21 protein-coding genes and 1 pseudogene are annotated in these 26073 nt (G+C 65.1%); 12 read left to right on the top strand and 10 right to left on the bottom strand.

The window, feature by feature from the left end:
• The first annotated feature begins 13 nt into the window (after positions 1-13).
• Together GGR62_RS19745 and GGR62_RS19740 are read left to right on the top strand one after the other, a co-directional pair.
• Positions 14-988 (top strand): glutathione S-transferase family protein, encoded by a 975-nt coding sequence (locus tag GGR62_RS19745; protein ID WP_184409531.1) that lies wholly within the window; start codon positions 14-16, stop codon positions 986-988.
• 73 nt (positions 989-1061) lie between these two features.
• The gene (locus tag GGR62_RS19740; RefSeq protein WP_184409530.1) at positions 1062-1457 is read left to right on the top strand and encodes a VOC family protein; all 396 of its coding nucleotides are present in this window, start codon (positions 1062-1064) and stop codon (positions 1455-1457) included.
• A 244-nt stretch (positions 1458-1701) separates the two neighbouring features.
• Here GGR62_RS19740 and GGR62_RS19735 read toward each other — a convergent pair whose 3' ends face one another.
• From GGR62_RS19735 to GGR62_RS19725, 3 genes are all read right to left on the bottom strand, one after another.
• Complete coding sequence (locus GGR62_RS19735; RefSeq protein ID WP_184409529.1) at positions 1702-2160, bottom strand: DUF4126 family protein; 459 nt, start codon at positions 2158-2160, stop codon at positions 1702-1704.
• A 136-nt stretch (positions 2161-2296) separates the two neighbouring features.
• Positions 2297-3250, bottom strand: a complete 954-nt coding sequence (locus GGR62_RS19730) for an alpha/beta hydrolase-fold protein (RefSeq protein ID WP_260306318.1) — start codon at positions 3248-3250, stop codon at positions 2297-2299.
• A gap of 255 nt (positions 3251-3505) precedes the next feature.
• A complete protein-coding gene (locus tag GGR62_RS19725; protein ID WP_184409527.1) occupies positions 3506-4129 on the bottom strand; it encodes a YiiX/YebB-like N1pC/P60 family cysteine hydrolase in 624 nt (207 codons plus the stop codon).
• A 149-nt stretch (positions 4130-4278) separates the two neighbouring features.
• Between GGR62_RS19725 and GGR62_RS19720 the strand changes: the two genes are divergently transcribed.
• Both GGR62_RS19720 and GGR62_RS19715 read left to right on the top strand, forming a co-directional pair.
• On the top strand, positions 4279-4620 hold the full coding sequence (locus GGR62_RS19720) for a DUF3817 domain-containing protein (protein WP_184409526.1): 342 nt from the start codon (positions 4279-4281) through the stop codon (positions 4618-4620).
• Between the two features lie 138 nt (positions 4621-4758).
• Complete coding sequence (locus tag GGR62_RS19715; protein ID WP_184409525.1) at positions 4759-6729, top strand: S9 family peptidase; 1971 nt, start codon at positions 4759-4761, stop codon at positions 6727-6729.
• Positions 6730-6868: 139 nt separating this feature from the next.
• On the opposite strand, the gene GGR62_RS19710 is transcribed toward GGR62_RS19715, so the two are convergent.
• On the bottom strand, positions 6869-9193 hold the full coding sequence (locus GGR62_RS19710; RefSeq protein WP_184409524.1) for a S9 family peptidase: 2325 nt from the start codon (positions 9191-9193) through the stop codon (positions 6869-6871).
• Positions 9194-9525: 332 nt separating this feature from the next.
• Between GGR62_RS19710 and GGR62_RS19705 the strand changes: the two genes are divergently transcribed.
• The gene (locus GGR62_RS19705; RefSeq protein WP_184409523.1) at positions 9526-10959 is read left to right on the top strand and encodes a GAD-like domain-containing protein; all 1434 of its coding nucleotides are present in this window, start codon (positions 9526-9528) and stop codon (positions 10957-10959) included.
• Positions 10960-11000: 41 nt separating this feature from the next.
• Here the strand turns inward: GGR62_RS19705 and GGR62_RS19700 are convergent, their stop codons facing one another.
• Both GGR62_RS19700 and GGR62_RS19695 read right to left on the bottom strand, forming a co-directional pair.
• On the bottom strand, positions 11001-12092 hold the full coding sequence (locus tag GGR62_RS19700) for a DUF1615 domain-containing protein (protein WP_184409522.1): 1092 nt from the start codon (positions 12090-12092) through the stop codon (positions 11001-11003).
• A 64-nt stretch (positions 12093-12156) separates the two neighbouring features.
• A complete protein-coding gene (locus GGR62_RS19695; protein WP_184409521.1) occupies positions 12157-12303 on the bottom strand; it encodes a hypothetical protein in 147 nt (48 codons plus the stop codon).
• A 337-nt stretch (positions 12304-12640) separates the two neighbouring features.
• Between GGR62_RS19695 and GGR62_RS19690 the strand changes: the two genes are divergently transcribed.
• Entirely contained in the window at positions 12641-14515 is a 1875-nt protein-coding gene (locus tag GGR62_RS19690; RefSeq protein ID WP_184409520.1) for a GGDEF domain-containing protein, read from the top strand.
• 342 nt (positions 14516-14857) lie between these two features.
• Positions 14858-15100, top strand: a complete 243-nt coding sequence (locus tag GGR62_RS19685; protein WP_326520282.1) for a hypothetical protein — start codon at positions 14858-14860, stop codon at positions 15098-15100.
• 285 nt (positions 15101-15385) lie between these two features.
• Here the strand turns inward: GGR62_RS19685 and GGR62_RS19680 are convergent, their stop codons facing one another.
• Together GGR62_RS19680 and GGR62_RS19675 are read right to left on the bottom strand one after the other, a co-directional pair.
• Positions 15386-15916, bottom strand: a complete 531-nt coding sequence (locus tag GGR62_RS19680) for a hypothetical protein (RefSeq protein WP_184409519.1) — start codon at positions 15914-15916, stop codon at positions 15386-15388.
• A gap of 192 nt (positions 15917-16108) precedes the next feature.
• Complete coding sequence (locus GGR62_RS19675; protein ID WP_184409518.1) at positions 16109-16960, bottom strand: SAM-dependent methyltransferase; 852 nt, start codon at positions 16958-16960, stop codon at positions 16109-16111.
• 670 nt (positions 16961-17630) lie between these two features.
• Between GGR62_RS19675 and GGR62_RS19670 the strand changes: the two genes are divergently transcribed.
• A complete protein-coding gene (locus tag GGR62_RS19670; RefSeq protein WP_184409517.1) occupies positions 17631-18506 on the top strand; it encodes a DMT family transporter in 876 nt (291 codons plus the stop codon).
• Between the two features lie 120 nt (positions 18507-18626).
• Here GGR62_RS19670 and GGR62_RS19665 read toward each other — a convergent pair.
• A pseudogene (locus GGR62_RS19665) lies at positions 18627-19421 on the bottom strand (transporter substrate-binding domain-containing protein).
• Between the two features lie 323 nt (positions 19422-19744).
• Between GGR62_RS19665 and cycA the strand changes: the two are divergent.
• The 3 genes from cycA (at position 19745) to GGR62_RS19650 (ending at position 22591) form a co-directional block, all read left to right on the top strand.
• Positions 19745-21121 (top strand): D-serine/D-alanine/glycine transporter, encoded by a 1377-nt coding sequence (gene cycA, locus GGR62_RS19660; RefSeq protein WP_184409516.1) that lies wholly within the window; start codon positions 19745-19747, stop codon positions 21119-21121.
• 173 nt (positions 21122-21294) lie between these two features.
• Positions 21295-22206 (top strand): CorA family divalent cation transporter, encoded by a 912-nt coding sequence (locus GGR62_RS19655; protein WP_184409515.1) that lies wholly within the window; start codon positions 21295-21297, stop codon positions 22204-22206.
• A 112-nt stretch (positions 22207-22318) separates the two neighbouring features.
• A complete protein-coding gene (locus GGR62_RS19650; protein WP_184409514.1) occupies positions 22319-22591 on the top strand; it encodes a hypothetical protein in 273 nt (90 codons plus the stop codon).
• Positions 22592-22710: 119 nt separating this feature from the next.
• Here GGR62_RS19650 and GGR62_RS19645 read toward each other — a convergent pair whose 3' ends face one another.
• The gene (locus GGR62_RS19645) at positions 22711-23406 is read right to left on the bottom strand and encodes an AIM24 family protein (protein WP_104583728.1); all 696 of its coding nucleotides are present in this window, start codon (positions 23404-23406) and stop codon (positions 22711-22713) included.
• Positions 23407-23584: 178 nt separating this feature from the next.
• On the opposite strand from GGR62_RS19645, the gene GGR62_RS19640 reads away from it, so the two are divergent.
• Positions 23585-25684, top strand: a complete 2100-nt coding sequence (locus GGR62_RS19640) for an NHL repeat-containing protein (protein WP_184409513.1) — start codon at positions 23585-23587, stop codon at positions 25682-25684.
• Positions 25685-26073: the final 389 nt, after the last annotated feature.

Below are 26073 nucleotides of genomic sequence, written 5' to 3'. Positions count from 1 at the left end.
GAGGGAGAAACGCATGGGCCTGTTGGTCGACGGCAAGTGGCAGGACGGTTGGTATGACACCGACAAAAGCGACGGGCGTTTTGAACGTTCGCAATCGCGTTTTCGTAACTGGGTGACGCGCGATGGCAGTGCGGGTCCACACGGGGAAGGCGGTTTTCAGGCGGCTGCCGGGCGTTACCACCTGTACGTGTCGCTGGCCTGTCCGTGGGCGCACCGCACGCTGATCTTTCGACGCCTGAAAGGTCTGGAGTCGATGATCGACATCTCCGTCGTGCACTGGCTGATGGGCAAGCAGGGCTGGACGTTTGCGCACGGCCCGGGCGTGGTGGACGATCCGATCCATCACGCGCGGCATTTGTACGAGGTCTATCTCAAGGCCGATCCGCACTACTCCGGGCGCGTGACCGTGCCGGTGCTGTGGGACCGCGAGCGCAACACCGTGGTGAGTAACGAGTCGGCCGATATCATCCGCATGTTCAACAGCGCCTTCGACGATGTCGGCGCTGCAGAAGGCGACTTTTATCCAGAGCCGCTACGCGAGCAGATCGACGCAATTAATGCGCGCGTGTACGACACCGTCAACAACGGTGTGTACAAGGCAGGCTTTGCGACGACGCAGGCCGCCTATGAAGAGGCGGTTGTGCCGTTGTTCGACAGCCTGGACTGGCTCGAAGCGCGCCTGGGGCAGCAGCGCTATCTGTGCGGCGACCGCCTCACTGAAGCGGACTGGCGCCTGTTCACCACGCTGGTACGCTTTGATGCGGTGTATGTGGGGCATTTCAAATGCAATGTGCGTCGCATCGCAGACTATCCGAATCTGTCCGGATTCCTGCGCGAGCTGTACCAGATCCCGGGCGTCGCTCAGACCGTGGATTTTCAGCATATCAAGCAGCATTACTATCAGAGTCACGACATGATCAATCCGACCGGCATCGTTCCGATCGGGCCGGAGCTGGACCTGGACGCAGCGCATGGGCGTGGCGATTGAACAGCGCTACCGATGCAACCTGTTGCATGGATTGGCCTATGCTGCATGTCCTTAACGTAGGCGGGAGCCCGACATGCTCAATCATGTGATGGTGGGATCGAACGATATCGCGCGCTCGCGCGCGTTCTACGATGCGGTATTGGGTCGTGTCTTCGGCGCACCCGCACCGATGGTCAATCAGGCGGGCTCCGGCCATACGCGGTTGTTCTACCGGCATGCTGGCAGCATGTTCTGTGTCAGCGAGCCGATCGACAACGCGCCGGCCACGTGCGGCAATGGAACCACGGTCGGCTTTACCTGTGACTCGCCGGAGCAGGTGCACAGATTCCATGACACCGCCGTCGCTGCCGGCGGCGTCTCCATCGAAGATCCGCCAGGCTTGCGAGAGGGCAGCATGGGGCCGACCTGGTTGGCCTACGTGCGCGATCCCGATGGCAACAAACTCTGTGCCATTTATCGGCCCGCATAAACCCTGGTGCCTACCGCGTACTTGGGTAATCGGTCACCCGGAGGTTCGGCGCGCTGTTCTTGCGTGGATCTGTCAAATGCCGACAATGCAACAGCATTGATGCTGTAGCGGAGTGGGTCCAGTGGCCGTGCATGCTTGGGTGCGCAAGCGTGCGCATGCTGGTCTTGAGTGAGAACAGTACGACGATGACGCGATGCGTTACCGCTGGCGTCCACCAGCGGCCGCAGCGCGGTGCACGCTTCTACTACTTTGCGGCACTACGTACGATCAACGTCGCCGCTCCCACCGAGATGGCATCTTCAACGGCACCGGTGCTGGTCTGGCCGTAGCGCTCGATCGCGCGCATGCGCAGGTTGAAAGTGAGGTAGGCCGCTGCCACCGCCGTGGTGGCGCCCAGCAATGCGGCAACCCCACGCTGGTGGCGCGGCGCCAGCGCCGCACCGACGATCACGCCAGTGGCAATGCGGGCGATCATGCCGGCGGGCACGATACGGTCGGGTGCGGTTTTCATCTTGTCGCCGGCCAATTCACCGCCGGCGAGCGCGAGCATGCCGGCCGACGCCAGCGGATTGGCCAGGAGCATCGGTGCGCCATTGTCGGCAGGCAGGTTGCCGGTGCGTGCGGCATTGGCAACTGCAGCCAGCGGGGTCATCGAGCGCATGCCGGCGACGGCGCCCATCAGGATCGAATGAATCAGCGACATGTGAACCTCTGCAGGGTCTTGCATGCGGCCTGAGCACAACGGCTTGCCCGCATGCACGTAGATAGGTGCGACCAGCAGACTAGATCCTGCGATGTGTGCGAGATGGCAAGGTGGCGCCACGCCGGCGTGCACCGCTTCAAGGTGGTGCGGTGACCCCCAGCAGCGACTTCAACCCGTGCGTGATGCCACGTGGTGCGACGCTCAGGTGATCCTCGTCGTTGAGCACATCGAGTTCGATGTGAAGCGATGGATAGTGTCTGGAACGCAATGTCCGCACCATCGCCTGCGCGTCGGTCACCATGTCGTGGTTCTGGTGGTAGCGCACTTGTTCGTACTCGCCGACGTACAGGTACACCGTTGCCGGCAGATCGGAACGGCTGGATGCGGAGGTCGCCTCCTGCGCGATGAGCGCATGCTGGCCGTACCAGTACGAGGGACTACCGAGGAGATAGCCGGAAAACATCTGCGGCGTATCCAGCAGGATCTGCGTACCCAGCAAGCCGCCGTAGGAATGCCCGAGAAACAGACGTCTGCGTTCGTCGGTGCGGTAGCGGTTGGCAACGAAGGGCAGGACAGACTGGCGAAGGTAGGTTGCGTAGGCGACGCTGCCGCCGTGTGCGGCATTGGGCGGCGCAGTCTGGCCATCCTCCAGTGTCGGGGTGTAATCGCGCCGGCGGCTGGGCATCGGCTCCTCGCCCACTGCATACGACAACCCAACGAGAATGAAGTCTTCGATCGCCGGGCCTTCGCCATTGAGGCGTCGTGCGATCTGTCGTACCACCGGAAACGCGTAATCGGCGTCGGTGACGTAGAGCACGGGGTAGCGACGTTGCGGGTTGTCCGCATAGCCACGCGGCAAGGAGACGAACACCTGGTAGCGACGCCCGGAGGACGGGTCCGGCACATCCCAGACCTGGCTGTCGAGCATTGCGTAGGGCTTGCCATCGCCACGTTGCGTGCCCACCGCCGTGGCCGCTGGCGCTTCAGCCTTTGCCGGTGTTGGCTGTTGCCCTGCGACGTGCGCCGGCGGCGCCTTGGTGCAGCCAGCGCATAACAGGGTGAGCAGTGCCGCTCGCAGTACATGATTCAACGTGGTCTCCTTCCGGTGTGGCCATATCCCAACAGAAACCTGGGGGGTGAGTGTCATGCAGAGCGGCCTGAAGTTGGTGTCGCTTGCCTGTGTGCTGCGTGTGGTTTGATGTTATCGGACCGATGCCTGCATGGATGGGTGTACTCACTTCGCCTTGTGCTGGACGTGCGAGATGCTGCGGCGATGCAATGCAAGCCTGTGTTGAAACCAGTGCAGGCACGGTGCCGTGACATGCACATCACTGCGCATGGAAGCTCAATTCAGCTGGCCGAGATAATGCAGTGCAGGCGCGCGTGCCATGTCATTCGGATTGGTGCCTGGTAGTCCTTGCGGAACGTCCATGCCCTTGCTGCGATAGAAATCGGTCCAGTACGGCGAGATCTTGCCGGTGTGCGGATTCTTGAAGTTCATTGGTTGCAGCGCAAAGACCTGTTGCGCGCGGAAGGCGCGTTCGATGAAGTCCGAGCAGTAATAGCTGTCGTCGTCCTGCACATAGGTCTGGTTGTAAGGCTTGCCCAGCATGCGCCGTGCCTGGGCGATGGCAGCCGGGATCGCCCCGCGATAGGCCTCGGTGAGTCGATAGACGCTGATCTGGCGATGCTTTGCATTGGCGTCGACGACGAAGTCGCTCAGTGCCTGCTGGCGCGAGCCTTTGTCGTCGGCATGCAGGACCACTTGGGTGTCGCCATCGCCGGCGACCAGCGCCACATGATCGAAGCTGGGCGCATCCTGCCTGGCGGTGGCGTCATCGATGGCGCCGCTCAGGCCGGTGCGTGCGGCGGTGACGAACAACAAATCGCCGTCCTGCAACTGCAGCGCCATCGACGTTGTGGGCAGGCATGCCAGTGCGAGCAAGGCGAGTAGGAGAAGTAAGCGCATGGAGGCAGGGCAACTGATGCAAGGGGCGCCATTATCGCCAACAAACGCGGCGGGCTGGCGATGCGGTAGGCGGTCTGTAAAATGCGCTTGCCAGCGGGCGTCGCCGCCGCCATCGCGTCGCGGCAATTCGTGTCTGTCTGGAGTGTTGCATGCGTGCTTCTTCTGCTTCTGCGTTATCGCCGATCGGCCGGCTGTTTGCAGTGGCTGCCTTTCTGGAAGGCCTGACCTGGGCGGGGTTGCTGCTCGGCATGTTGCTGAAATATGGGCTGCAGACCACCGATGTCGTGGTCTGGCTATTCGGGCGTCTGCACGGCGCTGCGTTCCTGTTCTATGTGGCGGTCAGCATCATCGCCGCGTTGCGTTTGCGCTGGCCCTGGTGGGCATGGGCACTGAGCCTGCTGGCCGCGCTGCCGCCGTTGGTGACGGTGCCGCTGGAGATGTGGTTCCGGCGCATCGGCTTGTTGGCCGGACGGGCGCGCGGTGGTGGCTGAGTGTGCTGCTGCTCGTTGGACCTGGTATGTGCCCGCCTCATGTGACAACGCAGTGCAAAGCAGTGCTACCGGCCGAGGTAGACGCGCTACAAGGCCTTTGCCACCATAGGGCGACCAAGGAAGACGTGGAGTGCAGCAATGCGTGATTGGATGATGGCGGCGGCCCTTGCCATGGCAGGGGTGCTCGCGTTGCCGCGGTGCGCGCAGGCGCAGCAGCAGTCAGTGGATCTGGCACCGTATCTCAAGAACGACCAGTTCGAGCGGATCAAGATTTCGCCGACCGGTGCCTACTACGCCATCACCATGCCGCTGGAAGATCGCACCGTGCTGGGTGTGGTGCGGCGTCAAGACAAGGTCGCCACGGCGAAGGTCACCGGTGGCGCCAATAGCGGGGTGGACGATTTCTGGTGGGCCAGCGACGACCGCATCGTGGTGTCGATGGCGCAGCAGTTGGGCTCGCGCGATCAGCCAGTGGCGATCGGCCAGCTGCACGCCATCGATGCCGATGGCAAGAATGGCCGGCTGTTGGCGAGTCCGTATGGCACCAATCCGGATATCAACGGCGTACAGCTGAAGATGGACCTGGAGCCCGGCACGTTCATGCTCGATACCTTGCCCGGTGATCCGCGCAATATCCTGGTGTCGGCGATCCCGTTCGTTGGCGATCCGAGCGTGCGCATCGATAAACTGGATATCCAGACAGGCCGGCGCAGTACCGTGGCGACCTCGCCGGTGCGTCGGGCGAGCTTTGTGACCGACCAGCAGGGGCGTATCCGGTTTGCGCAAGGCTCGGACGTGGAAAACGCCAGCAAACTGTATTACCGCGACAACGACGATGCCCCATGGCGGTTGATCAACGATTCGGCCACCAGCCGGCACCGCGAGTTTCCGCTGGGGTTCTCTGCCGATGGCAGGCAAGCCTATCTGGAGGTGGAGCAGGCGTCCGGCACCAATGTGGTCGTGGCGTGGGATCCGGCGACGAGCAAGTCGACGCCGCTGTTGCATGACGACACCGTCGATCCATACCGGATCCTGCGCGACTTGGACGGCACCACGCCGATCGGTGTGAGCTACATGAGTGACCGGGTACGCAACCGCTTCTTCGATGAGAAGGCACCCACCGTAAAGCTGTATCGCAGCCTGGAAAAAGCCTTCGACGGCAATGCGATCTATATCACCTCGGCCACCAGCGATCGTCGCTTGGTGCTGGTCTATGTCTGGAGCGATCGCAATAACGGCGACTATTATCTGTTCGATACGGTGAGCAAGCATGCCGACCGTGTGTTCAGCCGCCGCGAATGGTTTCCGCCCGATGGCGTGCCTGCGACGGAGCAGGTGAGTTTCAAGGCGCGCGATGGCCTGGAACTGCATGGCTATCTGACCCGACCATTGCATGCCGAGCCCGGCAAGCCGCTGCCGCTGATCGTGATGCCGCACGGCGGGCCGTTCGGTGTGTTCGACAAGTGGGAGTTCGATGACGACACCCAAGTGTTGGCGGCAGCCGGTTATGCGGTGCTGCGCGTCAATTATCGCGGCTCAGCCAACTACGGACGCGCCTTCACGCAGGCCGGTGCCAAGGAGTGGGGCGGACGCATGCAGGACGATGTCACCGACGCCACGCGCTGGGCCACGACCCAAGGTATTGCCGATGCCACGCGCATCTGCATTTACGGCGCCAGTTACGGTGGCTACGCGGCGCTGATGGGGGTGGCCAAGGAACCGACGCTCTACCGCTGCGCCGCCGGCTATGTCGGCGTCTACGATCTGAACATGATGGCGCGCGATACCGCGCGCTATGCGCGCTGGGCCAAAAACTGGACCGGCGATTGGCTGGGCGCGCGCGAAACCCTGGCGGCGCGTTCGCCGGTGACATTGGCAAGGCAGATCAAGGTGCCGGTGTTTCTTGCCGCAGGCGGCAAGGACGAGCGTGCGCCGGTGGAGCACACCGAGCGCATGGAGCGCGCATTGAAAGTTGCAGGCGTTCCGGTAGAGGCGCTGTACTTCCCGAACGAAGGCCACGGGTTCTACACCGAGGCGCATCGCCGCGCGTACTACACGCAGCTGCTGGCGTTCCTGAGCAAGCAGCTGGGCGGCGGCATCGCCAAATAATCCACGTGTTGGTGAGGTGCCGTCTTCGCAGGCAACGCGCCTGAAGCCGATCGGCGCCGCGTTGGCATGCACCCATGCAGCCATCGCACCGAAGGGATGTCTTCGGCGCGATGGCACCCGGTGAGCGCCGAAGACCGCCTCAGTTCTTCGGCATCGGCTTCATCTGATACTCCGCTGGCGGTGTGGCGCCGAGCAGGTACTGCACGAAGTAGTCCCAGCGGCGACGCGTGACATACGGGGTGAGATCGCCGTAGCCATGTTTGGCGTTGGGCAGCATCAGCATGTCGAAGTTCTTGTTGGCCTTGATCAGCGCATCGGCCACCAGCAAGGTCAGATACGGCGGCACGTTGTCGTCCAGCGTGCCGTGCACCAGCATCAGCTTGCCTTTGAGATTGCCGGCGCGGCCGGCGTTGGCCTGGTCGTCGTAGTTGGAGGTGCCGTCGGTGTTGACGATGTGTTCGCCGTGATACTTCTCGGCCCAGTCGTCCTCATACCCGCGGTTGTCGTGATTGCCGCTTTCCGACCAGGCGACCTTGAAGAACTCCGGATAACGCAGCATCGCGCCGGTGGAGGCATTGCCGCCGCCGGAATGGCCCCAGATGCCGACCCGGCTCAGATCGATCCACGGGTAACGTTTTCCGAGTTCCTTCAACCCGGCCACCTGATCGGGCAGGGTGTTGTCGCCCATGTTGGCGTACCAGGTGTCGTGGAAGGTCTTGCTGCGCCACGGCGTGCCCATACCGTCGATGGCGACGACGATAAAGCCGAGTTCGGCCAGCGATTGATTGTCGCCGTGGCCGGCCAGGAAGCTGCGGCCGCGCACCGAGCCGGTCTGCGGGCCGGGATAGACGTAGTCGATGACCGGATAGCGGCGCGTCGGGTCGAAATTGGTGGGTTTGAACATCAAGCCATACAGCGTGGTCTTGCCATCGCGTGCCTTGACCGTGATCGGCTCCGGCGGCACCCAGCCGGCGGCCTTGAGGCGGCTGATATCGGCGGTGGCGATGGTGCTGACGGTGCGCCCCTCGCCGGCATCGCGCAGCAGCGTGACCGGTGGCGTGACCGAGGTGGAATAGGTATCCACAAAGCGCGCGCCATCGGGCGACAACGCGATGCTGTGATCGGCGACCTCGGGCGTGAGCAACACCGGTTCGCCGCCATCCAGGCTCACCTTCCACAGCTGTTGGTAGTACGGGTCCACGCCCGGGGTACGGCCGACGCCGACGAACCACGCGGTGCGCGTGACCGGGTCCACGCGCAGCAACTCGGTGACGTTGCCGGTACCGGCGGTGATGGCGCGCTTGGGTTTGCCGGTGGACAGGTCGTAGAGGTACAGCTGGCCCCAATCGCTGCGTTCGGAAAACCACACCGCTTCGTTGCTGCCAGGCAGATACGCCCAGTTGGCGGCGACCTGGCCGCTTTCGTAATAGGTGTTGGCGGTTTCATCGAAGGCGGTGCGCACCTCGCCGGTGGCCACGTCGGCGATGCGGAACCACGCCTGCTTGTGGAAGCGCGAGGTGGAGACGAACGCCAGCGTCTTGCCGTCGGGCGCCCACTTCACATCGTCCCAGAGCCCTGGCGAGCAACTCACGTCGTCGCACAGCGTGGAGCGGTGCTGATCGGGCGGCAGTTTCAGCCGCAGCACGCTGCGCGTGGGCACGTCGATGATCACGCGCTCGATCATGGTGACGTCCTTGTCGCCGGCCAGCGGGTATTTCCAGGCCTGCAGTTCCGGATGCCCGAGCTTGGTGCTGACCAGGTACATGTCGCCGGTCTTGCGCTGGTCCTGCTGGAAGGTGGCGATCTTGCGCGAGTCCGGCGACCACGCCACGATGGCGTGGTCGCTGTGCTGCCAGCCGGCGTTGTCGGTGGCGTAGCCGAAGTTCTCCACGCCATCGCGGGTGAGCTGGGTTTCCTGGCCGCTGGCCAGATCGCGCACCCACAGGTTCCAGTTTCGGATGAACGCTTCGCTGCGCTTGTCCGGTGACAGCACGCCCGGTTCCGGCTTGTCTGTCGTATAGACCTTGCTGCACCGCGCCCGTACATCGCAGCTCACCGCTGTGTCGCGGGTGCTGAAGCGGTAGCGACCATCGGCGGTGAGCTTGACGCGCGGTGCCAGCGTGTCGGCCTTGATCGGTTTGTCGCCGGTCTTCAACAGGCGGTTGAGCGAGGCGGCCAGCGCGGAGGGCTTGAACAGCGGCGCGGTCTTGCCGGTGGCAGTGTCCAATTGCAGCAGGCGGTCGCCGTTGGCATCGTGATCGACATAGGCCACGTGAGTGGCGTCCAGCCAGTCGATGCGCGTGGCGGCATGGTCGACCAGCGGCTGCGCGGCGTAGCTGATCAGGCGTTCGGCACGGGCGTAGTCGGCCTCGCCGACATGGGGGGCCTGCGCGCAGGCGATGGCGGGCAGGGCGGCCAGCGCGATGGCGGCGAACAGGTGCCGCATCGGCAACAGGGTGGGCATGCAGAATTCTCCGGGACGAAGGGAGCGCGCAACCACGGTCAGCGCGACCGCCCGATGCTACCGGCCTGGCGCGGCGCCTGCCTCTGCCAGAAGTCGTGCTTGCGCTATTGTCGCCTGTGGCGGGCCGCACCCGCTTCGGCGAGCGACGCGGCCGAGAAAGCGGACCGGTGAGCGCATCGAGCGGTTGCCGACGTGGCCTGCATGCGCCGATGATAGGTCAGCCACTGACTACGAGAACGTTCCGCCATGAACGACGCTTCTCTGTGTCCACGCATCACCATGCGGCACGATTTTTTTGCTGAACGCACGCAACGTTGATTGGAGGCCGTCTGATGTCTTGGTTCCGCCGTTTGGCACTGTCCCCCTTCATCAAGGCGCACCCGCCGCGCAAGACGCAGCCCGCGCCGGCGGACCTGCTCGCCACGTATGAGACGGTGCTGCCTGCCAGTCTGCTTGAGCTCTGGCGCAAACAAGGGCTGGGGCACTACGGGAGCGTGCAGCTCGCGCTGATCGACCCCCGGCAGTGGCAGCCGGTGCTGGATCGCTGGATCGTCTCGCCGCCTGACGCGGCGCGGCGCATTCCGATTGCGCTCACCCCCTTCGGCGCATTGGTGTACTACCGCAAGCTGACCGCCACCGACGAGGACGTGGTCTACCTGGACCCGGTCTCCAAAGCCGCCGCTGACCTGAGCTGGAGCCTGGACGACTTCTTCAACCAGTACGTCTGCGACGCGGCATCCTGCGATTCCCTGATCCCATCCGCGCTGCTGGCTGCCGCGCACACGGAGTGCGGCCCACTGGCTGCGGGCGAGGTCTACGAGATCGATCAGATGTTGTTCTCGATGCAGATGCTGCGGATCAACAAGGTCGATGCGTTGGCATTGCACACCCGGCTTCGCGACGCTGTCGACGGGCCGGCGAGCGTCGCCGCGACGCCCACGACCAATGGCGATGCGTTGCCCGCAGCGCAGCGCTCCACCTTCGAGGGCCTGTTCAACCAACGACAGAACACCAACGACCTGCATGGCCTGTACCTGTCGTCTTATATCGACTGGCATCGCATGCTGGCGCTCGAGCCCGACGGCCAATATCGCCTGCTGTTCTGGAAAATCGATCATCGCAGTCTTGCACGCACCGATGTGCGCGCTTATTCGGGCCGTTACGAAGTCGCGCGCTCCGAGTTGGGCGACGAACACGTGACGCTGGACATCCGGCTACGCCGCGACTCGAGCGGTAGCGATGCCAACGATGCGCAGCTGGTGGTGATGCGCTCGGGTACCGACATGTTCCTGCTGCGCACTGACGAACTGGCAGATATGGCAACGGCCATGGACGGCGCGACAACGCTTGGCCGCAGCGAATACTACTTCCGCAAGGTGACGTTGGCCGACGCGTTCGTCGAAGAGCCATCCGCTGGACGCGCCGCGCCGCCGCTTGCCGATCTTCCACAGGCGTTGCAGCAACTGGTGAACGCCAACGCGATCATCGCCACCATCACCCATGTGGATGAGGCCGACCCGGATGCAGAAGACGATGGTGCCGGCACCGTGATGTGCCGGTTGGACCGAGGCCGAGACGATGGCCTGCGCATGAACATGCCGCTGCGCTCGCCGCCCGGCACGGGGCGTGCCCTGTATGGGTGGGTGTGGGAAATGGACCCCGCAGCCTGTCGGGCCGGCATCAAATATCAACGCGGCAGCGACGGCGAGATGGAACATGGTCCGGTTGTCGGCGATGTGTTGACCAGTCGCCTGAGCGGGGAATGAGGTGACGGTGCGCAGTGCCGGTAGCGCGCCAAGGCGCGCGCTCACTTGCCCATGCAGCGCTTCCAGCGCTCGTTGACCCGCTGCGCGAACCAGGCGGTGGTGAGGGTGCGGGTGATCTTGGGGCTGTCCAGCGTGATGCCGGGCAGCACCGCGCGTGGCAGCGGCTTGCCGGCGCTGCGCTCGGCCAGCGCGAACACCTGGCGATACAGGTCGGTATCGTCGAATGCGGCCGTGGTACCGGCTTCCAGTGCACGGCGGAGCTGGCGGTCGCTCATCGCCAGCTGGCTGCCCAGGGCGCGCGCGGCGCGTTCGGTGCCGCCGGGTGCATCGAGACTGGCGCCGGGCGTGAGCAGGTCGCCATCCAGCGCCAGCGCGATACCGCTGGCCTTGCTCAGCGCAGCCTGGAAGGCCGCGTTGCGGCTGGCGTACCAGCCGGCATTGAAGTCGGCAAAGCGATACAGCAGCGCATCGTAGGTGGCCGGATAACCGAGCAGGTGCCGGGTGCCGAACCACAGCCCGCCGCGACGGGTGAACACCTCGTGGCGGATCGAGTCGCCGGGCGGGTACGGATAGCGCTGGGCATGCTGCTCGGCAAACGCGATGCTCACCTGCATCGGCCCGGCGGTGTGCACCGGATTGAGCCCGTCGAACAGACGCGCGCCCAACGGCACGCTGCCGGTGAAGTCTTCGAAGATGCGGCTCAGCTCCTGCTCGGTGCGCGCGCGCGCAATGCGCGTGGCATAGCTGCGGCCATCGGGCGAGGCGATGCGCAAGGCGGCATCGACCATGAAGCCGGGAATGTGGTGCGCGCTGGCGCGGCGGTCGATCTCGGCGCGCGAAATCTTGCCGAGGTTGGGCACCACCGGGTTGGCCTGGTAGGTCGATTCCTGTTCGGTCACCGCCAGCACTGCGCAGATGGAGTCCGGCGTGGTTTCAAGCTCCTGCGAGGACAGCGCCACGTATACGTCATCGGCCCAACCGGTGCGATCGGCGAGCGTGGCCGGCAGGCGCCGTGCGATATCGGCCTTGACCGCATCCGGGGAGCGCTGTGGCGCACGCGGTGCCTGGGTGGCGCAGGCCGACAGCAAGGCGATGGCGAGCAGCGTGAAAAATCGGAGCAAGGGCGAGGGCACGGTGTCTTCCAGAGCGAGGGGGCAGCGGTCGTATCGCAGTTTACGTGCCTGGTCCGAGGCAGGGTCAGAGCGTGGCGCCGGAGGTGCTGGCGGAGTCGAACCGGTCCTGCGCACGCTGCGACTGCTGCGCCAGCAGGTGTCCGGTCTGCCAGGTGGTTGCGGGGCCGGGATATCCGCAAGGCACGCCGGCTGCCGCGCAGCGCAAGGTCATGGCAGCGCACGGGGATCTGCAGACACGGCGCAGGATGCCCAGGGCCGCTGCCGATGGCCGATGCGTGCATTGCGATTCAAGACTTGCGCCGCCAGGCCGATAGCCGCACACCACCTGCGCGACGATCACATCACTTGCCGCGTCCGCCGGTCATCATTGCAAGTGCATGACATGCGAGAACGCGATCGATCGGACGTGGGGTCCGCTGGATTCAACCGCTGTCCGACCACGGGAGTGTTTGAGGTGCCGCAGCAAACAGCAAGGCCGGGCCGCGTCGCACACGCCGCGGCGGTCATCGTGTGCGCATGTCGTGGTCTGGCCCCGCCGTGAGCGGCCGATGAGTCTGTTTGCGTCACGCTGGCCGCGCGTACTGGCCGCGCTTGCGGCGCTGTTGATCAGTGCGGCGGCCTGGGCGCAGCCGCACCCATGGAAGACCATCGAGTCGGCGGCGCTCGACGACCCCATCGCCGCACTGCAGGTTGCGCAGGCATCGCTGCAGCAGGCCCGCCGCGACCACAACGTCGATGCGGAGTTCTGGGCGTTGCTGGCGCAGGCGCGCGTACTGATCTCGCTGGAAGACACCGACCGCCGGCTGGCAGCACTCACGCAGGCGCGCGGACTATTGGACCAGCTGCACGGCAGCGCGGCGCAGGCGCAGTTGTGGCTGGGCATCGTGCAGGCACTCAGCGACGTGCGCGAGAACCCCAATGGCGCCATGGTGGCGCGGCTGGACGCCTTGCGTCGCCAGGCCCGCGCCCTGGGCCGCAAGGATCTGCTGTGCGAAGTCGAGGCGGTGGACATGTGGAGCATGCTGGCCTCCGGCAGCAGCGACGAGGCCTGGAGCACCGCGCAGGCCAGCTACCAATGCGCCGCGCGCGAGCAGATGCTGAACCTGGAGCTGGATGCCTTGACCCAGCTCGGCGCGCTGGCCAGCCGCGTCAGCGGCCGCGTGGCAGAAGACAGCGACGCCGAGGATTACCTGCAGCGTGCGTTGGGCCGTCTGCAAGGCCAGCCGGCACGCTTCCAACGCAGCCTGATCGAATACGAGTACGGCACCTCGCTTGCGATGCCGCAACCGGAGGCGGCGTTGCTGCATTTCAGGCGCGCGCTGGCACTGAGCCGCGCACTCGGCGACCAGGCCGGCGTGGCGGCGGCCTTGACCAGCGCCAGCGAGGCCTTGATCGCAACCGGCGATGCCGCTGCGGCAGTGGCGATGGCGCGCGAAGCGCTGCCGCTGATGCAGCAGCAAGGCAATATCGGCCGCGTGGCCGCCTGCCATGCGGTGTTGCTACAGGCATTGACGGCGTTGAAGGCCACCACGCTCGATACCGAAATCGCAGCCGCCAAGGTGGCCGACGATCCACACCTGTCATGGAGCCGGCGCGCACAGCTGATCGATGCGGTCGCGCGTGCGCTGGCGGCGCAAGGCCGGTATGCAGAGGCGTACCAGCAACTCCAGCATGCCAATGCCTTGCGCGCGCAAAGCCTGGATCGTCAGCGCGACACGGTGATGCTGCGTCTGCAGGCGCGCTATGAAGACGCACGCCGTGGCGCCGAAACCGCCGAGCTGCGCCGTCGCAGCGAAACTGCGCAACTGGCCTTGCAGGCGCACGAAGCCGGCCAGCGTGCGTTGTGGATCGCGCTGTGTGCAGCCTGCCTGTTGCTGATGGGCGCGCTGGTGGTGCTGGCGTTCGGTGCGCGTCATCGTCGGCAACTCTCCCGGCTGGCGATGCGCGACGAACTCACCGGCCTGCCCAATCGCCGCGCCATTCGCTCCGAGGCGCAGCAGCAGATCGAGCAGGCCTCGCGCACGCAGCTGCCGTGCATGCTGGCGTTGATCGATCTGGATCGTTTCAAGTTGATCAACGACGTCTACGGTCACGCCACCGGCGATGCCGTGCTCAAGGCGTTTGCCAGTGCGTCCCGGTTGGCGCTGCGCACGCAGGACCGTCTCGGCCGGCTGGGCGGCGAAGAGTTCCTGTTGGTGTTGCCCGGTTGCAGCGCTGAAGAGATTCCCGCCGTGTTCACCCGCCTGCGCAATGCGGTGGCGGCCATCGACATCGCCGGCCTGCCCGCCAACCAACCGGTGCGTTTCTGCATGGGTGCGGTGAGCACTACCGCCGCGACCGGTCTGGACGTGCTGCTGGGGCAAGCGGACCTGGCGTTATACGCCGCCAAGACCGCCGGGCGCGATCAATGGGTGGTCGGTTGATCGGCGAGCGTGGCGCGGTGCGCCACCAACGCGGGAGTGGGATACCCGTTGCGCAAGGCGGCGACGCGTTCGCGCGTCGGCAGGATTGCCTTTGCCTTCCATTGCCTGGATCGCGTGCGCTGCCTGCGCCGCATGGCGGCAGCGATCAGCAGACGTGTGCATGCCGCGATGTCGCTGCGCCCAACGTCACGGGGTGAGGCGCGCCTGCGTTTGCACGACGCCGATCCGCCGCGTTGCGCGTAAACTGCGCCGCCACGCCCGAAGGATGCCAGCGTGAAAAACAAGCGCCGCCCATCGGCACCACCTTCCGCAGCATCGCGGGTGGAAGGATGGATTGTTCGCGTGGTCGTCTTCGCGCTGTTCGTGGCCTGTTGCGCGCGGCTATGGCTGTCGCTGGAGGCGATCGTCAAAGGCCGCTACATCAGCGTCGTGCGTGGCCGGCCGACCCGGATCTTTTATGCGGACAGCGACCCGCAGCGGTTCTGGATCTCCATCGGCTGGGACGTTTTGCTGACCAGCGTTCCATTGGCGATCATGGCCTGGGTCACCCATGTCTGGTGGACGGAACGTCGGCGTCGTCGCTGATGGGCTTGGTCAGTCCACGCCCCACGTTGCCATCGATCCTGCGGCGGCGATGGGGGCTGCGATGCAGGCGCTCGGCTTCAGAGTGCTCACGCGCTATGGCGAGCAACCGTCAGTGCGGCGGACGGTGCGCAGGAATCGCGTGGAACAGGCCGATTCCAGGCATCGGCTGCGCTCTGGTAGCCCGCGCAGTCATTGTGTCGGCCGCGCGTCAGCGATCGACCGTTTGAGTGCATGCAGCCGTCATGCCTGTTGCGGTGTATCGATGTCTTGCGTATCGCACAGCCATCAGGGGTCTTTGCGCTTGCGCGTGGATGTGTGCGCATTGGCGGGCCAGGTGTCGTAGCCGTAGACGAACTGTTTCTGGTCGGCCCCCATGGTCGGATCGCACTGCCAGGAGTTGGCGACGCTACCGGGCTCCAGAACGCCATCGACTTCGCGCACCGACTGCGACGCGAAGGCGCAGATCGCCCCATACAGTTTGACATCCCGGTCTGTGCTTGCGGTTGGGTGTGCATGCTGCACGAGCACGATGTCGCTGCCATTGAAGTGATGTACCTGGGCAGCGTGCTCGCGGTTGGTGCTGAAGTAGCAAGGCGCACCGATGCCCAAGCTGAGCACCTCGTCATCGCGCAAGAGCGTGCATGTGCCCGCATGTTCGCCCAGCCGAATCGTGCGACCGGCCAGTGTCGCGGTGGTCACCGGATAGCGGGTGGTGACCTCGGAGATCGGTTGCGATGCAGGCGTCTGCGCACGCGCCGGTGTGCCGGTCAGCATCAACAGCGAGGCAAGCAATGAAACGGTGAGATGGATGCGCATGCAACCTCCTTGTCCTGAGCGCTGCAGTATCGCAGATGTGTCCGACCACCAAGCGCGAACGGCAATCTGCCACGTTCACGACAGGATACCTGTGGTCGGTAAGCGGGGCGGCATCGCCACATCAGCCCCGCGCTTCCTGGGCACGCGCCGACTGGATGCCAACGCGTAGTGGGCGCTACCGAAGTGGCGCAATCAGCGCCGCACAGGCAGCGTCGCCAGTACGCCGTCCAGCACCAGTTGCGTGCTGAAACCGGCCTTGCCGAGCCGCTTGCTCACTTCATTGGGGACATCGCGTCCGCTGGTGAGCCTGTTCGGTGCGCCGGTGTAATGAAACAGCCGCCCACCACGGCGCAGCACGCGCGCCAGCTGGTGGTAGAACAGCTGCGAATACAGTTCGCCGGCAATGCCGAAGCGCGGTGGATCATGCAGGATGGCGTCGAACGTAGCGTCGGCCATCGTGGCGATCTGTTGCGAGACATCGGCATGGGTCAATTGCAGGCGGCCTGCGCTAGCGGCGTCATCCGGGTCCGGCGACCAGGGATTGAGCGTGCGCAACCACAGCACGTCGGCGTTCTTTTCGAACGAGTGCAGTTGCGCCACGCCGTCCTCCAGGCAGCAGGCGGCGAAATACCCCAGGCCGCCGCAGGTGTCCAGTACGGTCTTGCCGCGCGGGCTCACCAACGCGACCTTGCGACGCGCATCGTCGAACGGCGACAGCTGCGCCGATGGCAGCATCTTGATGCCGTCGATCTCGAAGGTGGGAGCGCCCCATTCGGTGGGTACCAGCTTGATCAGTGCGCCGCTGAAGCGCGAGATCGGCGCGAAATCGTCGCCGTCCCAGAAATACAGCGTGCGGTCCTTGAGCTTGCCTGGATACGGATAGCCCCGGCCGCGCCACTGCCAGGTCTGCGCATCGAGCTGCGCGGTGCCGGTGCTGCGCCCCAGATCCAGCGAACCGGTCCACTGGGTCAGGCCATTGCCGCGTGCTGCCAGCAGTGCGTGCGCATCGGGAAGAGTAAGCAGGGGGCCGGAATAATGGGTCACGTGGTCGCAATGTCGTCGCCGCCCGCCAACAGCGGCGGGTCGGATCAAGAATGGGAATGGAAAGGCAGGCGCGGCGCATCGTAACCGACGCGGCCGGGAGGTGGAGTCGCGGCGCTGTCTGCGCGATGGATCCGCGTACCTACCGGGTCCTGACCCGGCCTGCGGCCTGCACCGGGCAACGCGGCAGCGCGCCAGTATGCACGGCCAGGGTCCGGCCGCAGGGTCAGGGCGGCATACCGCAGGTGCTGCGCCATTGCCGGCTCCTGCTGCAGCGTTTGCCGCTGCGGCGGTTGCTGATTCCGCTGATCGGCCTGGCGCGCCCTGTCCCGTCGCGTCGGCGCCTGCCCCGAGTCCGCACGTGCGCGGAAGCCGGGCGGGGGGCGACGACGAAAGCATGGTTGTCGCGGACCGCGACCGGCTGGCCAGCTGCTGCAGCCGGACCTTGTCGCTCTGGATAGCGGCGACGCGCTCGGGGGATGAAGGGCGTTCGCCGGGAGGCAGGGAGTCTGATAGGTGCGATCGGCGCTTGCTGGACTCGCAACGGCGCACGCGCGAAGGAGACGTGGTGAGCCAGACGGTCAAATCTTCCCGCAACAGACCGCTGTCCCGCCGCATAATGCTGCCATCCCAGGCGTCCGCGCCGGGCATCGACGATCGCAAGAGGCGCGGAATGCTAAAAGGTGTGCTGTTGGGCTTTGCTTGCTATGCGGCCTATTCGATCAGCGATGCGTTCGTGAAGCTGCTCGAAGGCAGCTTGCCGGCGTACGAAGTGCTGTTTCTCGGCGCGCTATTGATGCTGGCGGCGGTGCCATTCTTGAAGAAGCCCGAGGACCGGCTGCGTGAGTTGGTGGTGGCCAAGCAGCCCAGTCTGTGGCTGTTGCGTGCGCTCGCCAGCGCCATCGGCAACCTGACGTCGGTGATTGCCTTCACCACCTTGCCGATGGCCGAGGCATTCGCGCTGATCTTCCTGATGCCGATTTTCGTCACCGTGCTGTCGGTGGTGTTTCTCAAGGAAGAAGTGCGCTGGCGGCGCTGGACCGCGGTGATCGTCGGCTTCATCGGTGTGCTGATCGTGTTGCGGCCGGGCTTTCGCCATCTTACCCATGGGCATGTGGCCGCGATCGTCTGCGGCCTGGTCGGCGCGATCTCGGTCATCACCTTGCGCATGGCCGGGCATAGCGAAAAACGCCTGACGCTCTACGGCGCCGGCGTGCTCGGCCCGTTGGTGATGGGCGGCATCTTGATGCTGCCGAGTTTCGTGTGGCCCTCGCTGTCTCAATGGGGCCTGCTGGCCGGCTATGGCCTGCTGGCGGGCCTGGCGGCGATCTTCCTGATGTTTGCCACGCGCATGGCCCCGGTCAGCGTGGTGGCGCCCACGCAATACAGCCAGATGTTGTGGGCGATCGCCTTCGGCTATCTGTTGTTTCACGACCACCTGGACTGGCCGATGGCGGTGGGGATCGCATTGATCCTGGGCGCGGGCTTGTTCACCCTGGTCCGCGAAGAGCAGGTGTCGCGGTGGTGGCGGCGGACCAAGATAGTTTGAATCGCGGCGCGGGGTGGGATTGGGGGTCGGCAACTGCGCTGCTGCGCTGCCGTCGATGCACGCGGATGCTTTTGCCAATCCCCAATCCCCAATCCCCAATCCCCAATCCCCAATCCCGTCCTACGGCCCGCCGACATCTGACGTATGCATCGAGCGCCAGCGTTCAACGATGCGCGCATAGTCGCGGCTGGCCTTGCTCAGGTGCAGCCACTGGTCCACATACGCTTTCCATGCGGGGTCGTCGCGTGGCAGCAGGAAGGCTTTTTCGGCGTATTGCAGTGGCTGCTCGGGGGCGATGGCGCAGAGTCCGGGCAGCCGGTCTTGCTGGTACAGCGCCTCGGAGGCGTCGGTGATCATCACGTCGGCGCGGTTGTCCAACAACTCCTGGAAGATGATGGTGTTGTCGGCGAACAGGCGCAGGTTGGCGCGCGGTAGCTCGCGTCGTGCGAACGCTTCATTGGTGCCGCCGGGGGGCTCGATCAGGCGTACCTCGGGCCGGTTGAGCTGCGCCAGCGTGCGGTAGCGGGCCTGGTCGGCGCAGCGCACCAGCGGAATCTTGCCGTCTACATCCAGCACCGCGCTGAAGCTGGCCTGGCGTTGCCGTTGCAGCGTGACCGAAATGCCGCCGACGGCAATCTCGCAGCGGTCGGCAAGCAGGTCGGGCATCAGCTGCGGTCAGCTGGTGCGTACGAAGCTCACCCGCGCGCCGAGGCTGGCGGCCAGCGACTGCGCCAGTGCGATATCGCTGCCCTCGAACTGACCATCGTCACGCAGCAGCGAGTAAGGGCGATAGTCGCCGGTGGTGCACACACGCAACACGCCCGAGTGCAGCACGGCATCCAGCCGCGAGCCTGGCTCGGCGGCGGGCGCGATGCCGCACGTCAGCAAGGCGGCAAGCAGGATGCGACAGCGCATGGCGTTCCCTCGAAGGTGAGCGGCCATGATAGCGACGGTCCGGGCCGTGGGAGGTGGTTGCTGCATCGCGCCAGGGTCTTGGATCTACACCTGGCGACCACGACCGGCGGCCAGCGATGGGCTAATTGCGCGCCGTCGCTCAGTCGCTGCCGATATTCATACCGCTGCGGCGTCCGCCGATGCAGACCCGCCAGCGTGGGCGCTCGCCCTTCTGGCGCAGGCGCACATTCGTCGACCTACCCGATGCGCCAACGCAAACCCCTGGTGTCAGCCAGCGCGATCTCGTATTTTTGACGGCTTGTTCACTTGCCGGTGCCGTGCCCATGTCTGACCCGTCCGCGCCCGATCATCTGCAACGCAGCCTGTCCAATCGCCACCTGCAGCTGATCGCCATCGGTGGCGCCATCGGCACCGGGCTGTTCATGGGCTCGGGCAAGACCATCAGTCTGGCCGGGCCGTCGATCCTGTTCGTCTATCTCATCATCGGCGCGATGTTGTTCTTCGTGATGCGCGCGATGGGCGAGTTGTTGCTGTCCAACCTGGAGTACAAGTCGTTCATCGACTTCTCCACCGATCTGCTCGGGCCTTGGGCCGGGTTCTTCTGCGGGTGGACGTACTGGTTCTGCTGGATCATCACCGCCATTGCCGATGTCATCGCGATCGCCGCCTATGCGCAGTTCTGGTTTCCGGGATTGGCGCCGTGGATTCCGGCGATTTTGTGCGTGCTGCTGCTGCTGAGCCTGAACCTGGTGACGGTCAAGTTGTTCGGCGAGATGGAGTTCTGGTTTGCGCTGATCAAGATCATCGCCATCTGCGCCTTGATCGTCACCGGCGCCGGCTTGGTGGCGTGGGGCTTCCACTCGCCGTCGGGCAACGTGGCCTCGCTGAGCAATCTGTGGAACGACGGCGGCATGTTGCCGATGGGCATCGGCGGATTTTTCGCCGGCTTCCAGATCGCGGTGTTCGCGTTCGTCGGCATCGAGCTGGTCGGCACCACCGCGGCAGAAACCGCAGACCCGCGCCGCAATCTGCCCAAGGCAATCAACTCGATCCCCGTGCGCATTTTGATCTTCTACGTGCTGGCGCTGGTGGCGATCATGGCGGTGACGCCGTGGCGGCAGGTGGTGGCCGACAAGAGTCCGTTCGTGGAGCTGTTCGTGCTGGCCGGCGTGCCGGCAGCGGCAAGCCTGATCAACTTCGTGGTGCTGACCTCGGCCACCTCGTCTGCCAACAGCGGCATCTTTTCCACCAGCCGCATGCTCTACGGCCTGGCCGAAGAACAACACGCGCCCAAGGGGTTCGCCAAGTTGTCGCGTGCGGCGGTGCCGGCGCGCGGGCTGCTGTTCTCCTGCGTATGTCTGTTGTTGGGCGCAATGCTGGTGTATCTGATTCCGAATCTGGTCACCGCGTTCACGCTGGTCACGACCTTGTCGGCGGTGCTTTTCATGTTCGTGTGGTCGCTGATCCTGTGCGCCTACATCGCGTATCGGCGCAAGCGCCCGGAGCAGCACGCCGCCTCGGCGTTCAAGATGCCCGGCGGTGTGTTGATGTGCTACGTGTGCCTGGCGTTCTTCGCCTTCGTCATCGTGTTGCTGACCTTGCAGGCCGACACGCGGCAGGCACTGCTGGCCAGCCCGGTGTGGTTCCTGATCCTGGCGATCGGGTATGCGGTCAAGCGGCGGCAGACGCCCGCCCGCTGACTGGCAGCACCGCCGTGGTACCGCACGGAAGCCCCGCATCGCGGGGCTTCCGCATGTCTGCTTGCACAGCGCCGCCATAAAAGCCACTGGCAGTTAAGTACGTTTATGCGTGCCGTTGACGCGGGTCGGATGGAACGGGATGCTCGCCGCCATCCATCGCCACGGCCTGCCGCATGATCACCATCCACCCGATTGCGGGAACCCAGCACACCCACGGTTGCTGGGTCGACCTATGCCAACCGAGCACGCAGGAGCTTGCCGAGGCCGCCGAGCGTGTCGGTTTTGCGTTACCGGATCGGGCCGCCATCGGCGAGATCGAATTCTCCAGCCGGGTGCGGTTTCAAGGCGAGGTGCTGTTTCTCAATGTGCCGCGCTTTCAGGACGACGATGTCCCGACCGCACCGCTCGGGTTTGCGGTGTCGCCGACCATGCTGGTGACCCAGCGCGGGCAGCGCATCGGCTCGCTGGATGCAGTGGCCGCGCGCCTGGAGCACGAGCCTTGTCACAGTTCGGACGACTTGCTGCTGCGCATGTTCGACCAGTTGGTGGGACGCCTGGCAGACCGGCTGGAAGCGCTCGAAGCCGAAGTCACCGAGACCACGCGGCACGTGTTCGACGAGCCCCACAACACCAAGGATCTGGAGCGCATGCTGCACCAGGTCGGTGGCATGGGCCGGCGCCTGGGCGGGCTGCACAACGCGGGCCAGGGCATGCTGCGGCTGGTCACCTATCTGGATGGCGCCACGCCGGAGTGGTTCGGTGCCGATGCGGCCAAACGCATCGGTTTGCTGCACAAGGACCTGAGCACCTTGAGCGAATTCCAGCAGCACATGGACGATCGCATCGAGTTCCTGCTCGACAGCGTGCTGGGCATGATCAACATGGACCAGAACAACGTGATGAAGGTGATGGCGGTGGCGTCGGTGGTCGGCATCCCGCCCACCGTGCTGGTCGGCATCTGGGGCATGAATTTCGCGCATATGCCAGAGCTCAAGTGGCACGGCGCGTACTACTGGGCGCTGGGCGTCATCGTGCTGAGCGTGGTGGTGCCGCTGGCGTGGTTTCGCAAGCGCGGTTGGGTATGACGCGCTCTATGCCGGCGAGATGAGGTGGGTGGGGTGTGCGCGATACCTGCTCCGTTCTGCAAGCGGCCACGCGTCGGGAAGCGGCCTGTGAGGCGTCGAGACGGCGCGGTGAATGGACTGCGCGCCTTGTTTCAACGCACATGGTGTTTCGTACGTCTTCGACCGCGTCTTCGACGGCGTCGTTCGCTTCAATGCGTTGATGTGGTCACACGCTTTGCGCGTGTGGCGCTGGATGAGTGTGGTGTGTTCCGTGGTGTCGAAGGCTGCCCCCATCCGCCCTTCGGGCACCTTCCCCCGCGATGCGGGGGAAGGGATGCTGAGCGTTTGGTTTGAGGCGTATCGCGCGGTCGCGCAGCGCATCGACGGGTATCAGGTATCGGTGTGATCAGCTGCCTACCGCTAACCGCTGACCGCTGACCGCTAACCGCTAACCGCTAATCCCCAATCCCCAATCCGCAATTCCCAATTCCCAATTCCCAATTCCCAATTCCCAATTCCCAGCCATCACCCCTTGGCCTGAAAACTCGCCTCTTCATACGGCTGCACCACCACCCAGCCTTCGCCGGCAAAACGCATCTGCAGGCTTTCGCCCGAGCCGCGACCGAACAGCGTGCCGATCGACACGTCGGTGACCAGCTCCGGGCTCAGCGTGCCCGACCAGGCCACGGTGGCGTTGGGGTCGGTGAACACCGGGCCGCTGGCGGCGGTGACCGGCAGGGTCAGCGGCTCGTAGTGGGAGGTGATCGCCACGATGCCGTGGCCGCTCAGGCGCACGTTGAACAGGCCGCCGGACAGCATGCCGGCCACCTTGCGCATCATCGTGATCTTGTGTTCGACACCGGACTCGAACGCCAGCACGTCGTTGCCGTTGACGAAGATCGCTTCGCCGTTCAAGCGCAGCAGCGTCACCAGCTTGCCGAGGTCGGCCAGATACACCCGGCCCTGGCCTTCGGCCTTCATCAGCTGCATGCCTTCGCCGCTGACGGCTTTTTTCAGCAGGTTGCCCAGGCCTTGCTCGAGCAGTCCCTCGCGGGTGAACTTGACGTTGCCGGTGCGCGCGACCATGGCGCCGGCTTTCGACCACACCATGCCGTTGAGGCGCACTTCCAGCAGATGCGGGTTTTCCAGTTCGAACGGATCGGGGCTGACGTCCTTTTCCTTGGAATGGGCGAGAAACTCGTTGAGTGTGCGTACGGCCATGGGTCCGTCCTGGAAGTTGAAAGAATGCGCATGATACGCGGCGCCCTGCATGTTGGCGGTCTACGCTGCTGTTAGGCGATGTTGCAGTGCCTGTGTGCCTCGAGGCGGCACACGCCGCCGCTGCCCGCAACACGCAAACGCCCTTACAGTAGGGGTCCGCCCGAGACGTGCAACTGGCATGACGACGCGACACACGCTGTGGATCTGCGCAGTCCTGCTGACAACTGCAACTGCGTTGCTGGTCAGCTGGTGGGTTGCGCCAGCGCCCGATGCGCTGCCGCACGCACAAGGTCCCACCGCAACGCCACTGGGCTGGAAGGCGCAGTTGCAATGGCTTGCCGGCAGTGGGGTGCGTGGCGCACTGGATGGTCGTGCTGCAGAGGCACAGTTTGCCGATCCCTACGGGCTGGCGATCGATCCGCATGGCGCGCTATACATCGCCGATGGCGGCGACAACAACCGCATTCGCAGGCGGCTCGACAACGGCAGCGTGCAGACCGTGGCCGGCGCGCAGGAAGGGTTTGCCGATGGCGTAGACGCAGCGGCGGCGTTCAATACGCCATCGGGGATGGCCTTCGACACGGCCGGCAATCTGTATATTGCCGACACCGGCAACCATGCGATCCGCAAGCGCACACCGCAAGGCGTGGTGACCACCATCGCCGGCGACGGCAGTGCAGGGTTCCGCGATGGCGCCGCTGCGCAGGCACGCTTCAATGGGCCGATCGGCGTGGCAGTGGATGCGCAGGGCTGCGTGTATGTTGCCGACACCTACAATGATCGTATCCGCATGATCGCGCCCGATGGACAGGTGCGCACCCTGGCCGGCGGTGCGTTGCCGGGCATGGCCGATGGCGTCGGCGAGCAGGCGCGCTTCGACACGCCAACCGATCTCAAAGTGGATGCGCATGGTGTGGTGTGGGTGGCCGACATGCGCAACGATGCCATTCGCCGCATCGCCCCCGATGGCAGCGTCAGCACCTTGATCGGTGGCGATCCTGCCAACCTCAGCCCGCTGCTGTATCGCCCGATGGCGCTTGCGATCACCCACGACGGCGTGCTGTACGTGGGCGATGCAAGCGGGCGCGTGCTGCAGGTGACGCGCGCTGGGCATGTGGTGACGATGAGCGGCGCCGACGAGATGCAACGTATGTCGCGCCCGGCGGGGATCGCGGTGGATGCGCGCGGCGCGGTGTACGTCAGCGATGCCGGCAGCGCCCGCGTGCACCGGCTGGTGCCGGCCACTGCGGCAAACGCCAACGCCACGCCCGTGGTCGGGCCGGCCGATGCGCAACCGTTGCCCGTCACCCAGGGCCGCTGGCCGTTGCAGCCGCAGACCGGGTGGCATGAAGTGGTGGGCACGCTCGGCGAGGTGCGTGGCAACTATCAAGGGCTCAGTCGCGATCATCTGCATGCGGGCCTGGACATCCGTGGCGATGTGGGTCAGACCGTGTTCGCCATCGCCGATGCCAAGGTTGCCAGCCCATCTGCGAGCTGGGGATTGGGGCAATTGGGCGAAGGCTTGGCGCTGGACACGATCGGCTACATCCATTTGCGCGTGGGCCGTACCGCGCAAGGGAAGCCGCTGGATCCGCAGCGCTTCCATTGGGTGACGGATGTGGACGGCAAACCCGAACGCATGCGCGTGCTGCGCGGCACGCGTTTCCGCGCCGGCGATGCATTGGGCACGCTCAACGGCATGGCGCATGTGCATCTGACCGCAGGTGCCAACGGCTTCGAACGCAATGCGGTGCAGTTGGGCTTTGTCGGTTATGCCGACCACGTGGCGCCACGCATCGACCGGGTGAGTCTGCTCGATGCGGCAGGTCAGCCCCTGCCGATCACCAAAGGCGTGGTGCGCGTGCCGCGTGCGGCGGCGGTGCAGATCGTGGTGGAGGCCTGGGACCAGGTGGATCGCAATCTGCCGCGTCGTCGGCTGGGACTTTACGCGCTGGGCTATCAAGTGCTGGATGCGCAAGGCGTGCCGCTGGCTGGCGAGGCGCAACCACGCATGACGATCGTATTCGACCGCATGCCTGCCGATCCGGCGGCGGTGCTCACCGCCTATGCGCCCGACAGCGGCATCACCGTGCATGGCAGCGCGGTGACGCGCTTCCTCTATCTGGTCACCAACACGGTACGCAACGGCCGTATCGGCAATGGGCAGTGGCAGGCTGGCGCGCTGCCGTCCGGCGAGTACATGCTGCGCATCACCGCGCGCGATTACAGCGGCAACACGGCGACGGCCAATCGGGATCTGCACGTGGTGGTTGAATGACCTGCGTCGATGACGACGGTGATCGTCGGCCAGATACGGCGAGGTGGATGTAGCTGCATTGCCGCGGTGATGCAATGGCCTGTGCGCAGAATTGCCCACTCCGTTGCGCAGATGCCGTGCCGAACCGTCGAAGGTGCGTGGCGCCGCTGCGGCCGGCGCCGGATGCGTGACGCCAACCAGCGCTGCTGCAAGGTGTCGGGCGTTCCTGCGCGTCTATGTCTGGTTGCTCGTCCGGCGTCTGGGGGCGCTATGGACGCACGCCCGATCGCCGCTTCAAGAGGCGTTGTCTCATCATTGCGATGGTAGAAACGCGTGCGGAATTGTTGCGGCAGCCATCTGCTGGCGATGCACCCTGCGCTGTCGCCAGCGATGCCGGGCAATGCCCGGCA

The sequence above is a fragment of the Xanthomonas sp. 3075 genome, from assembly GCF_014197275.1.
Classification (GTDB): Bacteria; Pseudomonadota; Gammaproteobacteria; order Xanthomonadales; family Xanthomonadaceae; genus Xanthomonas; species Xanthomonas campestris_B.
The sequence above is the reverse complement of the archived record's forward strand: the minus strand, read 5'-3'. Positions and strand labels throughout refer to the sequence as shown.